Source organism: Candidatus Bandiella woodruffii, from assembly GCF_034359465.1.
GTDB lineage: Bacteria > Pseudomonadota > Alphaproteobacteria > Rickettsiales > Midichloriaceae > NDG2.
This window is the reverse complement of sequence record NZ_CP110820.1, coordinates 812,331-825,203: the sequence shown is the minus strand read 5'-3', so window position 1 is coordinate 825,203 and position 12,873 is coordinate 812,331. Positions and strand designations below refer to the sequence as shown.

Genomic DNA, 12,873 nt, shown 5'->3' with positions numbered 1-12,873 from the left:
TTCGCAGAATCAATAAAAAGCTAAAAATTACCATATCCCACCTCAAAGAAATCTTTTGAATTCTTGGGGAAACCAGTTTTTTGTTAATTTTTTTAGACCATGGTCCAAACTTCCTTAAATCAAACCATCACATTTATCCTTATTTTATCTTTCAACGCTCCCTGTTTGTAAAATTACATCCACACTCTTTGCATTTATACCTTTGCATACCCCTAATATTACCATTCTTAACGTATTTACTGCTACTGCATTTTTTACACTCTGTATTCATATTTCTATTTTCTTTGTTGCTCGCTATATTCATTTTAGCATCTTATCTATCTTATGGCAACACTCCCAAGTATTTTATTGGATCAAACAAGCAGGGAAAGTAGTAGATGAGATGGTGACGAATCAAAAGATAGAGGGAGATAAGAGGCGTATAGAGATATTAGAGATGGATGAGCTATATACATACGTCAAAAAAAAGAGAATAAAACAAGAATATGGACTGCTGTCGATAGGGACAGATTCAAAACTGTTGCGTTTAAAGTAGGTTCAGGTGATAAAGAAAATTACGTAGATTTAGCTCGTGAGCTAGATAATGTCGTCATGAGATTTTAAGCCAAAGAGATAAACATCTAATCTGAATTGCGGCAAGGAAAGAAGCTGAATTTTTAGCATATCTGGTTGCAATTCCCCTCCATCTTTTAAGATGAAGAAAGGTGTTTTCTACAATATGCCTTATTTTATATAAATCTTTATTGTATTTTCTCTGGGTGATTCTGTTCTTTTTAGGAGGAATAACAACTCTCATGCCCAATTCTTGGGCATGGTCAATTATGTAATTAACATCGTACCCTCTGTCGGCTAGTAAGTACTCAGCTTTCATCTCTTCAATAAGATTAACAGCCTGCTTGCAATCAGCTTCTGAGCCTTTTGTGACAATAACTTTGAGTGGCATACCATGTGAATCCACGGCAAGGTGAATCTTTGTATTGAGCCCCCTTTTGTACGACTCATATCTTGATTGCCGCCTTTTGCACCTGAAGCATGTGGATGCACTTTACTATGACTTGCGTCTATCATTAACCATTCCATATCAGGTTCTTTCACAAATATCTCCAATAAAGCCTCCCATATCCTTTTGTCTCTCCATCTGCAAAATCTTTTATGTGTATTTTTCCATCCTCCATATTCTGAAGGCAAATCTCTCCAGGGAGAACCTGTTCTTAATATCCAAAATACTGCGTTAATGAATCTTCTGTTATTATGTGCCAAACCTCCCCACGTACCTTCCCTTCCTGGTAAATGATCCTTTATCAAATCCCACATATTATCTGTTATATCATGCCTATGTAGCCCTAAATCCATTTTTACTCCTGATTTATCTTTTCTTTCATATTATACCACAAATCTCATGACGACATTATCTAGGAGAAAAATACCAAATTCGTTATATGTGTACAGATGGGTATGAGGTCTATTGTCATTATAAAATTGCTCAAATACATCTGCAGACAAAGTCTGAAACTTGTTTGGTTGAGAGCTTCAATTCCTCCTTAAGGGATATGCTTGCTAGATTAAATCGCAAGACTAAACGCTTTAGCAAGTGTTCTGAAATGCTAAGATTATCCCTTGTTTTATTTTTTAACAAAGCTTTAGCTCTTTCTATCTATTTATGAACACTCCCAAAGAAACAGTAAGAATAGGGGTTGAATTTGTACCAAACCTGTGTATATTCATACGCGAAAGCAAATGTGAAGTATTATTGAGAAATTAGGGTGTGTTGTGTTCACTGTTTGGGGTGGCATAATATGAAGCGTTGAAAGACTTTCTTTTAACACGATATAGGAAGAAAAACATGATTAATAATTCAAAAGGGCTTACTAAGAATCAGAAAGAAGCTGTGGCACTCCTTTCGATTGGCACATTCCTTGAGTATTTTGATTTGATGTTGTACATTCATATGGCAGTTCTTTTAAACGAGCTGTTCTTTCCACAGGATAATCCGGCGGCAACTCAACTACTAACCACTTTTACTTTTTGTTCCACTTTTCTTTTAAGGCCTCTTGGTGGTTTTATCATAGGATGGATTGGTGACCAGTTTGGCAGAAAGGTAACGATAATGCTAACAACCACTCTAATGGCTGCTACTTGTGTTACTATGGCAATAATTGGAACGTATGCTGAAATAGGTATAACAGCGACTGTCGTGGTCATTTTATGCAGGGCACTACAAGGCATATCAACCTTAGGTGAGGGATTGGGAGCTATGATATACCTGGCAGAAAGCTTGAAACGTCCGTATAACTACATAACAAGTGGAATGATCGAAATTAGCAGTACGATTGGAACTTTGGTTGCCTTATCTGTCACTTTATTAGTTACTTCTGGTTATTTTGATTGGCGTATTGCCTTTTGGATCGGTGCCATTATAGCGATAATTGGTATCGCTGCTAGGACAAGGTTGAGAGAAACTCCTGAATTTATTGAATATCAACGCCGACTAAAAATTAAGATGGAAGCCAGTAACATTAATCTAGCGGTTGTGAAAAAAGTTTCTGCTGTTAAACAGAAGGTGGATAAAAAAGCTGTTATGGCGTATTTTTTAATTCGTCTAGTCACACCTACGTGTTTTTTTACCACATATATATGGGCGATTTCATGAGTAAATCACTTGGCATGAGCGCTGATCAGGTGTCTGCACAAAACTTAAAATTTTCCGTACTGGCGATGATAGGGATTTTTGTGTTTATGTTTCTTTTTAAGAAATATCATCCGCTGCAAATAATCAATAGGTGTATTATGATTTTTTGTGTCTTTCTTCCATTTCTGCCATTATGCATTGAAAATATAGGAACGAGTTCAGTAGTTTTATCATTCATACAGTTTATGACGTACTTTTTAGCTTTCTCTGTATTTGCAGTAGAAATGGCATGTTTCCAACATTTACCAATCACTAAGCGTTTTACTGTTTTAGCAACCACATTTGGGTGTGCTTCTGCTGTGGGGTACACTGTTGTTTCATTTAGTTTAATTCCGTTAACTAATTATCTTGGTTCTTATGCCCTTTGGGTTATATATATATTACTTGTGGTTGCTCTTAATTGGGCGGTCAATTATGTTAAGAAATTAGAAATAAAAAAAGGAAGGTATTATAGCTATCCAAATGAGCGCAGTATGTTAGACTCTAGATCGATGGAAGAAGTTGGGAATAATGAATCCGCTGAAGAAAAAGAGTTACGCAGCGTATAAAATTTGCTGTTTAATGTTAAACGAAAAAATTAAAGAAGCTGATGATTTAGCGGAAAAATGCAGCTATTTTAGCTGTTTCTTTATGGGTGGTAAGGCCATTGTAACCATTTTATATTGGTTTAGCTACATTTAATAAATTATTTTTTAACAATACTTTTGTATAATTTGTAATTTAGTTTGCAAAAAATAGTTTTTTAGAATAAAAACTGTACTTTACGTAGCTAATACGTCAGAATAAGACAAACGGTTTTTAGGACATAATTAAAAAATGCTTACATCCTTCTTGGGATTATTTTCTTCCGATATGGCAATAGATCTTGGTACGGCCAATACGTTGGTATATGTACCGGACCAAGGAATAGTGTTAAATGAGCCTTCAGTTGTTGCCTTTTTGCAAGATAAGGGGGCGCTTACCCCTTATGCTTTTGGAAATGATGCAAAGGCGATGTTGGGACGTACGCCATCTGATATCAAAGCAATTAGGCCTCTTAAGGATGGTGTGATTGCGGAGTTCAAAGGTGCTGAAGAAATGATAAAACACTTTATCAATTCAGTGCATAAAAGAAGTTTTTTTGCGAGACCAAGGGTTATTGTCTGTGTTCCTTATGGTTCAACTCCTGTGGAAAGAAGGGCAATTCAGGATGCAGTGGAAAGTGCAGGTGCGAGAGAAGTTTACCTGATATATGAACCAATGGCTGCTGCTATAGGTGCTGGGTTACCTGTTACATCAGCAACTGGCTCTATGATTGTTGATGTTGGTGGTGGGACAACCGGGGTTGGTGTAATTTCTTTGGGTGGTATAGTGAGCGCCCAGTCTATCAGAGTTGGTGGTGACATTATTGATGAAAATATAATTTCTTATATCAGAAAGAATTATAGCCTGTATATTGGTGATTCAACGGCAGAAAAAATCAAAAAAGAAATAGGAAGTGCGCTATTTATGGCTTCAGACGATGATATAAAACATGTGTCTGTCAAAGGTAGGGATGCAGTTAGTGGGATACCAAGGGAAATTATATTATCTGAGAAAATTATAGCAGAGAGCATTACAGATTCTATTGTCCAGATTGTTGATGCTATAAAATTAGTCCTTGAAAAGTCTCCCCCTGAATTATCATCAGATATCGCAGAAAATGGTATCGTCCTGACTGGAGGTGGAGCGTTATTAAAAAATTTAGACATCGTGATTAGTGATGCCACAGGCCTGCAAGTAAAAAAAGCGGATAATCCCCTTACTTGTGTGGTGATGGGCTCTGGCAAGGTATTGGAAGAGTTCTCACGATTTAGACACGTATTATTCCAACAAGATTAAATTAAATGCAAAAAAAAATAAACTTTAAGAATCACAAAAAGGATCTCATATTTTTACCATTAGGCGGTTCTGGTGAGATTGGTATGAATTTAAATTTATATCATTACAATGGAAGATGGTTAATAGTAGATTTAGGTTTGGGATTTGCAGAATTAGATCTGCCAGGCATAGATATCATAGTGCCAAATATTAACTTCATTATTAAAGAAATCAAAAATAACATAGAAGGTCTTGTACTCACTCATGCTCATGAGGATCATATAGGGGCTGTGCCGTACCTGTGGTCTGAGATAAAATGCCCAATTTATGCTACAAAATTTACAGCTGAAATAGTAAGAGCGAAATGTAGGGAATATGGCTTTTTAAATAAAATGCAAATTGTTGAAACCCATCCAAACAAGCCATTCCAAGTTGGTGAGTTCAATATTAATATGATATCAATCACCCATTCTGTTCCAGAGATGAACGGATTGGTCATTAAAACAGAAAAGGGTAAGATATTCCACACGGGGGATTGGAAATTTGATGATGAGCCTGTAATAGGTGAAGTTACGAACGAGGAGAGATTGAGGGAAATAGGTGAAAGTGGAATACTAGCTATGGTTGGTGATTCTACCAACATATTCCAGACAGAGCCTTCTGGTTCAGAGGGAGAAGTGGGACGCAATTTGGAAAGGTTAATTGCTAAGTATACTGGTAACCTTATTGTTATCACGACCTTTGCTTCGAATGTGGCGCGTCTGTATTCAATGTGCGTGGCAGCAAAGAAAAGTGGTAGAAAAGTGGTGTTGCAAGGACGTTCATTGCGGAGAATGTATGCAGCTGCGAAAGAGTCGGGCTATTTGCAAGATATTGAGGTATACGATGAAAAACAAATTAAAAAATTCAAACGTAACGAGTTGCTTGTAATATGTACAGGTTGCCAGGGCGAACTTTTAGCTGTGACTAATAAAATTGCAAATAAAACTCACCCTCATATCTCACTTCTTGAAAACGATGTGGTTATTTTTTCCTCAAAAATTATCCCAGGAAACGAAAAGAAAATTTACGCATTATTTAATAAATTGGCTGAGATGAACGTTAATGTATTGAGTGAAAGAAATGAATTCGTCCATGTTTCAGGACATCCTTCTCGTCCTGAAGTTATGAAGATGTATAAGTATATCAAGCCAAAAATTGCAATACCAGTTCATGGGGAGGCAATACATTTACGAGAGCACTGCAATGTGGCAGCCAGCGCTGGAGTATTCAACACGGTCAATATTAGGAATGGTGACGTTCTTGTTATTGATGAACAAGATACAAGAAAAATCGGCAAGGTAGAATCGGGATATTATGCGATTGATGGTAACTTAATTTTGGATTCAGGAAACCAGATTATCAAAAATAGAAGAATTTTAAGGGATAATGGTGCAGTTTTCATTACCTTAACTATCAATTCTAAGAAAAAAAGTCTGCACGATTCCAACATCACAGCTCCTGGAGTGTTTGAAGACATTGAAGACAAAGAGATACTTGATGATATAAAGATGAATTTGGCAAAGGTGTTTTCATCTTTGAACACGCTTGATACAAACAAAATAAAAAGTTCGCTTGAGTCTTTTGTGAAGAAACACGTACATAATCTTATTAAAAAGAGTCCGTTGATTTGCATCAATATCGTTATTATTTAAACGCATGTTAGTTAGGATAGCCACTAGGGAGAGTCCTCTTGCAGTTCAGCAGGCTATGTTAGTTGCTAATGCTTTGCAAAAAGCTCACAGTAATGTTGAGTGTCAGTTGGTAAAAATGAAAACGCAAGGGGATATTTTACTAGATCAATCTTTATCGAAAATTGGTGGCAAAGGCTTGTTTTTGAAGGAACTTGAACAAGCCTTGATGAATGATAAAGCCGATATTGCTGTTCATTCTATGAAAGATGTACCTGCCAGATTTCATGATGCGTTGGAAATCAGCTGTGTGTTGAAGCGTGAGGATGACAGAGACGTATTTATATCATCCAAGTACCAGAGTTTTTATACCCTTCCTAAAGGGGCAACTATTGGAACTTCTTCATGCAGAAGAAAAGGGCAAATTCTTGCCTTAAGACCAGAATTAAAAGTGATGTCGCTCAGGGGCAATGTCGGGACCAGACTTAAGAAATTGGAAAACGACGAGGTTGATGCGATTATTTTGGCGGCAGCTGGGCTAAAAAGGATAGGACTGGATGATAAGATTAACCATTACTTCAGCCATCAAGAAATGCTTCCGGCTATTGCACAGGGCGCCATTGGAGTGCAAAACAGAATAGGTGATGCCAAGATAAACGCATTGCTTAGCCCAATTAATGATGAAGTAACGCAGATACTAATTGGTGCAGAAAGAGCATTCCTTATGGGGTTTGGTGGCGATTGCTCAACCCCGATTGCTGCAAATTGTACTATGCATGGCGACGATATTATTCTGCAGGCTGGTTATTTTATGGAAGATGGTATGGCTCAATTATACTCTGTTAAAGAAGGGGAGGCTGGTATAATAATAGAGTTGGCTTTTGAAACTGCAATCAGTATGAGTAAGGAACGTGCCCTCTATTGTTCAAGATAAGCATCCGAATTTCGATTTAGCTATATATACTCCGATAACTTGAAAAATTGGCGTCAAAATACTTCGGACTTCGCATTTCGTCACGTACTTTTGTACGCTCCTCATGCTCATCACTCGTATTCCTCGCTCTTTTCCAAGTTCTCTGTCGTCTATAAATTTCATCAACTCTTGATTTACGAGAGGTATACTCTCCGTCTTTTAAAAGTTGGCATCGTCATTTTTGCGCTCTCGCATTTCGTCACGTACTTTTATACGTTCCTCATGCTCGGCGCTTAATTCCTTGCCAATTCTTAAAATACTTTGAGTATACTCGTCAATAACACTTCTAGGCTGTGACGACTCTTTATCTTTATCGTGAAATTGTTGTAAAAAAGAGTTGAAACTTGCAATCTGTTTATCTCTCTCAGCTTTATTGAAAAGAAGCACTTCACTTTTTTTCAATAAGTTTGAGAGATTGAAGCCGTCTTGTAATAGTTCGGGAATAACCTCTTCATCCATCATGATGTTGCAAATGCTTACATACTTTGTTTTCAGCTTTTTTTTGACGAAATAAGCTGTTATGCAACTCATTTTATAAAATACAATGGTGGGAATAAGTTTTGCGACAGATTCTAGCACCACCGTGCCAGATTTGCATATGATAAGGTCGCTGCTATTAATCAATTCTTTTTTTTCATGTTCATCTTTGGAGATAAAAACGTTGGCCATAGGTAAATGTCCTCTAATTTTCTCCTCAATATTGTCCAAGGTTGGGATGAAGAACCACATATCGTCATGCACTTTATTCATTTTCTGTATAAAGGCTCTGATAGTAGGGAGGTGTTGCTTCAGTTCATTATTCCTACTGCCTGGCATAATGGAAATGATTTTTTTGCCTGATACGCCATATCTTTGTTTAGTCTCTTCTTTCTGTTTGTGGGTGTAAATGTTTGTATTCCTAATGGTTGGATTCCCAACATAAGTGCATTTTAGACCAACTTCATCAAAATATTTCTTTTCGAAAGGAAATATCACCATCATGTGATCAAACAGTTTTGCACATTTAATCGCGCGTTCAGGTTTGTACGCCCAAACACTAGGAGCAACGTAATTGATTATAAATGACTGTATTTTTAGATATCTTACTAATTTTGCCAATAAAAAATTGAACCCGGGAGAGTCAACTGTGATAATAATCTGTGGCTTCAATTTCTTAACAAATAGGACTGTTTGAAATAACCGAAATAATATCTTAAATAGTTTAGGCAAAATCTCCAAGTAACCTGTTACAGATAACTCTTCCATTGGAAAGATGCTTTTTATGCCAGCAGCATTTTGCATATTAGGCCCTGCAATTCCATAAAACTCATAAGTATGCTTATTTTGTTCTATTAAAGAATTGATCAGTCGTGCTGCCAGGTTATCTCCCGATGCTTCTCCGGCCGATATAAATATCTTGCATATCTTTTTGTCGGAAGTTTTGAGCTGATCCATCACTTCAGTCTTATACTCTTTTGGAACCGCTTGTAGTCCAGTGATCCATCTATAAATATCATTGTCAGGTGCGTTAAGAAGTGTTTCATAGTCTTTGGTTTTTTGTGAATCAAACCCCATAAGATGTTTTCTTGCAAAATCCCCTAAAATTATGTCCAGTTCCTTGCACCCCCTATGTGTACTTTGGTATAGAAGCTTTTTCTTCAATTCGTGTAAAGTCACTCAATTTTATTAAAGATGATTTTTGGTTGAACTATTTCAGTCCCTGGAATTACTCCATTAGCAGAGTTCAGGGAATTGAAAGTGCGTTGTTTGACATCTAAGCAATCAAGAGCCTGCGCTGATGACTCTGGCATAAAAGGTTGCAACAAAACAGCAATAACCCTAATGACTTCAGCCAGCACATACATTACTGTTTGCATTCTTATGGGATCGGATTCCTTAAGTTTCCACGGAGCTTCTTCATCTATAAACACATTGGCAGCGTTGGCAAGGTCAATGATCTCCTCTAAAATTTGTTTTAAAGACTGATTGTCAACCAATACTCTGATTTTTTCAATCAACTGATAACTATGTGACAAAATAGCCCTGTCTTTCTCCGCATATTCTGCTGGATATGGCATTTTTTGACCGCAATTTTTATATATAAAACTTATGGTTCTGTGAATTAGATTACCAACTTTATTTACCAATTCTGAATTTATTCGGTCAATGAAAGATGGATAAGAAAAATTTCCATCGTTTCCAAATGTCATTTCCTTCATTAAATAATAACGAAAATAATCAAGACCGTACTTGTCCATTACATCATACGGGTTAATTACGTTCCCTAATGATTTTGATATTTTTTCACCCTCATTTGTCCACCAACCGTGGGCGAAAACTCTCTTGGGTGGCATTAAATTGGCTGCCATTAGAAATGCTGGCCAATAAACAGCATGAAAACGTAATATATCTTTGCCTATTATATGTAAGTCTGCTGGCCAAAATTGTTCAGTGCCCAGTGCTGAAACATAGTTAAAAAGGGCATCAAGCCATACATAAATGACGTGTTTGCCATCATTTGGTACTGGTATCCCCCAAGTAAATGAGGTTCTTGAGATAGATAAGTCGTGAAGGCCAGATTTTACGAACGAAATAACTTCATTCCTTCGACTTTCTGGCTTAATAAAATCGGGATTTGCTTCATAAAACGCCAATAATCGATCCTGCCAAGCTGACAGTTTAAAAAAATAACTTGGCTCTTCAAGCCATTCAACGCTTGCGCCTGTTGGTGCTTTACCTCCAACCAACTCAGCTTCACTATAATAAGCCTCGTCTCTTACAGAATACCAACCAGCGTATTTCCCCAAATAAATTTCCCCATTTGCCAGAAGGGTGCGCCAGATTTTTGTTACAAAATCTTTATGTCTTGTTTCAGTTGTTCTGATGAAATCATCATTTGATAAATTCAAGTCTTTTGCCAAATTACTGAAATTTAACGCCATTTTATCCACAAACTCTTGCGTTTCGTATCCAAAGTGTTTTGCAGATTTTTCAACTTTTTCACCATGTTCATCGGTTCCAGTCAAAAATTTTACGTTAAATCCGTCCAGTCTTTTGAACCTGGCGATCACATCGGCTGCAATGCTTGTGTACGCATGTCCTATGTGTGGTTTGTCGTTAACATAGTAAATTGGTGTTGTGATGTAAAAATTTCTCATAAACTCACTAAAATTAGCCGTCTGGGTTGAGTGTAGCGCTACCCTTTTTCATAGAGAACTGAAGCTGTGGCTGTTCAACACCGCCTGAAGTGCCGACAGTTGCTATCTGCGTACCCTTGTTTACAATATGTCCCTTTTTTACTAATATCTTGTCAAGATGAGCATACGCAGTCATATATCCATTATTATGTCTTAGTATGATTAACTTCCCATATTTTCCCTGTGTACCTGTATAAGCGACGTCACCACCGCCAGCTGCCTTGATAGGCGAACCTTTAATTGCTGCTATGTTAATTCCATCATTACCATTGCCATATGGTTTGACCACTTTACCATCAATAGGCCAAATAAATTCCTGGGAGTTAAGGGGATTTTTGTTTTTGAATGAACGTGCAGTTGCTGCCGGTTTAGCTGCTTGTTGTGGCGCAACCGACACACTTTGCTTCGCCGTTAGCATACCAATATCCTTTGGGGCAGCAGTCTTTTTTGCTTCAGGAGTTGGACCTATGAGTTTATTTGGCTCTTCTTTTTCTACATCCTTTGAGTATGGTGACTTATTAGCATTTGCAGGGTCTAAAAATCCGCTTTGCTCTTGCTCAGAGGGTTTTGGCGGTATGTAATCTTCAATATTTGGTGCTGGTTGGTCAAAATCATCAACTTCAGAGGATTCAAAAGTTGATTGATGGTAATTTTTGGTTTCTATAAAAACGTCTGCATTCTGTGGAATTTTAATGTAATCACCGGGAGCAATTTCTGATCTTAACGAAAGATGGTTTGCAATTGCAAGGTCTTTAAGGTTTACATCATGAATTCGTGCAACGCTCTCCAAGGTGTCCCCTTCTTTTACCAAATGGTAGACCCCGATAGGGATTTTAATAGTTTGTCCTGTTCTTAATATGTCATAAGAATTCAAAGAGTTAAGTCTTGTTAATTCCCTAACAGGCACGCTATATTGCTTTGCTATTTCGTTTACCGTATGCTCACCCTGTATTTGGACAAAACGTAACCTCTCTTTCCTTCCATAATATATAGATTGATTATTTTCTATACTTGCAGGCTTATTAGCCCCGCTGCATCCAATCAAAAGCATACTCAGTATATAAACTGAATTCTTTGCAAATTTTATTGTCATACACTATTTAGAAGTATTATTTTTAGCCAACCTAACGTTTCCGGACTTATTCATCAGTTTATCTATAGTTCTTTTTTGGTCTTTAAACGCCATTAGCCCTTTTCCTTCTAAAGGCGCAGCAACATTGGGAACGGCTTTGGAGGGATTAATGGGTTTACCATATCTCTTGATTTCATAGTGTAAATGTGCTCCTGTTGACCTGCCTGAGTTCCCCACATATCCAATTACTTCCCCCTGTTTTACGCGAGCTCCTCTTTTTATCCGTGAGTCAACCTTACTCATATGGCCGTATAATGTTGAATATTCGCCATTGTGTTTTATGGTAACGTACCTTCCATAGCCTGCGTTGTATTCAACTTTTTGGATTATACCATCCCCCGCTGCCAAGATAGGGGTTCCAATCTTGGCGGAATAATCAATGCCTGTATGCATCTTCCTGTATTTAAGGATGGGGTGCACCCTAACACCATATCCAGAAGTCACTTTGGCATACTTAATTGGCTTATTGAGTAAAGATTTTTTCACGCTTCTTCCATCACTGTGGAAGTAATTTATTTTGCCATTTTTATCCTTGTATTGATACATTTCAAACTTTTTATTTCCAACTGCCAAATAAGCATACAGTATCCCCCCTTCGTTTCCTTTTTTATCCTTTGTATTGTCTTTGGAGCTCACTAACATTTTAAATTCGCTATTCGCTCGAACATCTCTTCTGAAATCCACCTCATTACTCAAAAGCTTTATGTAATTTGCAACTTCTGTCGGAGATGCCCCGGCGTTAACTGCACTACGATATAAACTATCTTTTACAACCCCCTGTATCATTTTTCTATCATTATTTAAAGCGGGTTGCGCAAACTTCATAGCATATTGCTTCTTATCCTGACTATATACGCCATTAATAACCGTGTCTTGGATATGTACAGTAATTTTATAAGGAGCGCTGCCACTTAATATTCTACCACCATCTTTCCCTTGCAGACTCAACTTGATGGTTTGCCCTAAAGCAAGATTTTTAACATCGTATATACGTTCCATCTCTTTTGCGATGTTATTTGCTTCCTCGTTTTTGACGCCAATGCTGGTCAATATTTTGGTGAATGTGTCCCCCTTTTTTATTTTATATACATGCTCTGTGTTTATGTATAAGGGATCTTTTACAGGGTGCGTCTTTATACTAGTATCCACGTCTTGCCCAAAAGCTATTTCCGTAGCGACATTTTTTTCAATTATTGCAGGTAAATCATAGTATGCGCTCAAAACAAAGTTAGATACGATAGCAAATATAGTAAACCCAAACAAAAAAAAGTTAACTCTCTCAATTTTTAAGGAGTTATAACTGCTCATTAGACGAAATTTTTATTGATAAAACAACTATGGTACCAACTATACATAATTATTAAGGTTTTTCAAGAGAGACATTAAAGCCTATG

General features: G+C 37.2%; 13 protein-coding genes. 7 read left to right on the top strand and 6 right to left on the bottom strand.

Annotation, left to right across the window (positions count from 1 at the left end; all coding sequences use genetic code 11):
* Positions 1–151: 151 nt before the first annotated feature.
* Positions 152–304, bottom strand: a complete 153-nt coding sequence (locus Bandiella_RS05050) for a transposase-like zinc-binding domain-containing protein (protein WP_407651239.1) — start codon at positions 302–304, stop codon at positions 152–154.
* Positions 305–385: 81 nt separating this feature from the next.
* Between Bandiella_RS05050 and Bandiella_RS05045 the strand changes: the two genes are divergently transcribed.
* Entirely contained in the window at positions 386–535 is a 150-nt protein-coding gene (locus Bandiella_RS05045; protein ID WP_323732646.1) for a hypothetical protein, read from the top strand.
* Between the two features lie 54 nt (positions 536–589).
* Here the strand turns inward: Bandiella_RS05045 and Bandiella_RS05040 are convergent.
* A protein-coding gene (locus Bandiella_RS05040; RefSeq protein WP_458693264.1) for an IS5 family transposase occupies positions 590–1,353 on the bottom strand; the annotation gives its coding sequence in 2 pieces (ribosomal slippage) (positions 590–993 and positions 993–1,353; 765 coding nt in all).
* Positions 1,354–1,430: 77 nt separating this feature from the next.
* Between Bandiella_RS05040 and Bandiella_RS07560 the strand changes: the two genes are divergently transcribed.
* The 6 genes from Bandiella_RS07560 (at position 1,431) to hemC (ending at position 7,132) form a co-directional block, all read left to right on the top strand.
* A complete protein-coding gene (locus Bandiella_RS07560; protein ID WP_407651279.1) occupies positions 1,431–1,664 on the top strand; it encodes an IS1 family transposase in 234 nt (77 codons plus the stop codon).
* 140 nt (positions 1,665–1,804) lie between these two features.
* A complete protein-coding gene (locus Bandiella_RS05035) occupies positions 1,805–2,650 on the top strand; it encodes an MFS transporter (RefSeq protein ID WP_323732645.1) in 846 nt (281 codons plus the stop codon).
* Positions 2,647–3,237, top strand: coding sequence for an MFS transporter (locus Bandiella_RS05030; RefSeq protein ID WP_323732644.1), 591 nt, complete (start codon positions 2,647–2,649; stop codon positions 3,235–3,237). Before Bandiella_RS05035 ends, Bandiella_RS05030 begins: the two co-directional genes overlap by 4 nt.
* Before the next feature lie 268 nt (positions 3,238–3,505).
* On the top strand, positions 3,506–4,549 hold the full coding sequence (locus tag Bandiella_RS05025) for a rod shape-determining protein (protein ID WP_323732643.1): 1,044 nt from the start codon (positions 3,506–3,508) through the stop codon (positions 4,547–4,549).
* A 5-nt stretch (positions 4,550–4,554) separates the two neighbouring features.
* Positions 4,555–6,222 (top strand): ribonuclease J, encoded by a 1,668-nt coding sequence (locus Bandiella_RS05020; protein ID WP_323732642.1) that lies wholly within the window; start codon positions 4,555–4,557, stop codon positions 6,220–6,222.
* A gap of 4 nt (positions 6,223–6,226) precedes the next feature.
* Positions 6,227–7,132, top strand: a complete 906-nt coding sequence (gene hemC, locus Bandiella_RS05015) for a hydroxymethylbilane synthase (protein WP_323732641.1) — start codon at positions 6,227–6,229, stop codon at positions 7,130–7,132.
* Between the two features lie 198 nt (positions 7,133–7,330).
* On the opposite strand, the gene lpxB is transcribed toward hemC, so the two are convergent.
* From lpxB to Bandiella_RS04995, 4 genes are read right to left on the bottom strand one after another with little or no spacing between them, the layout of a single operon-like run.
* Entirely contained in the window at positions 7,331–8,827 is a 1,497-nt protein-coding gene (gene lpxB, locus Bandiella_RS05010) for a lipid-A-disaccharide synthase (RefSeq protein WP_323732640.1), read from the bottom strand.
* Entirely contained in the window at positions 8,824–10,308 is a 1,485-nt protein-coding gene (gene metG / locus Bandiella_RS05005) for a methionine--tRNA ligase (protein ID WP_323732639.1), read from the bottom strand. The genes lpxB and metG overlap by 4 nt, the downstream gene beginning before the upstream one ends.
* A 13-nt stretch (positions 10,309–10,321) precedes the next feature.
* Positions 10,322–11,440 (bottom strand): peptidoglycan DD-metalloendopeptidase family protein, encoded by a 1,119-nt coding sequence (locus tag Bandiella_RS05000; RefSeq protein ID WP_323732638.1) that lies wholly within the window; start codon positions 11,438–11,440, stop codon positions 10,322–10,324.
* A 3-nt stretch (positions 11,441–11,443) separates the two neighbouring features.
* Positions 11,444–12,787: a M23 family metallopeptidase gene (locus Bandiella_RS04995; protein ID WP_323732637.1), complete on the bottom strand. Its 1,344-nt coding sequence runs from the start codon at positions 12,785–12,787 to the stop codon at positions 11,444–11,446.
* Positions 12,788–12,873 lie beyond the last annotated feature (86 nt).

What these genes read in the sequence shown, in the direction of transcription:
- hemC (WP_323732641.1), top strand. Translation starts at nt 6,227, where the DNA reads ATGTTAGTTAGGATAGCCACTAGGGAGAGTCCTCTTGCAGTTCAGCAG.
- Bandiella_RS04995 (WP_323732637.1), bottom strand. Translation starts at nt 12,787, where the DNA reads ATGAGCAGTTATAACTCCTTAAAAATTGAGAGAGTTAACTTTTTTTTG.
- Bandiella_RS05050 (WP_407651239.1), bottom strand. Translation starts at nt 304, where the DNA reads ATGAATATAGCGAGCAACAAAGAAAATAGAAATATGAATACAGAGTGT.
- Bandiella_RS05025 (WP_323732643.1), top strand. Translation starts at nt 3,506, where the DNA reads ATGCTTACATCCTTCTTGGGATTATTTTCTTCCGATATGGCAATAGAT.
- Bandiella_RS05020 (WP_323732642.1), top strand. Translation starts at nt 4,555, where the DNA reads ATGCAAAAAAAAATAAACTTTAAGAATCACAAAAAGGATCTCATATTT.
- Bandiella_RS05000 (WP_323732638.1), bottom strand. Translation starts at nt 11,440, where the DNA reads ATGACAATAAAATTTGCAAAGAATTCAGTTTATATACTGAGTATGCTT.
- Bandiella_RS05030 (WP_323732644.1), top strand. Translation starts at nt 2,647, where the DNA reads ATGAGTAAATCACTTGGCATGAGCGCTGATCAGGTGTCTGCACAAAAC.
- metG (WP_323732639.1), bottom strand. Translation starts at nt 10,308, where the DNA reads ATGAGAAATTTTTACATCACAACACCAATTTACTATGTTAACGACAAA.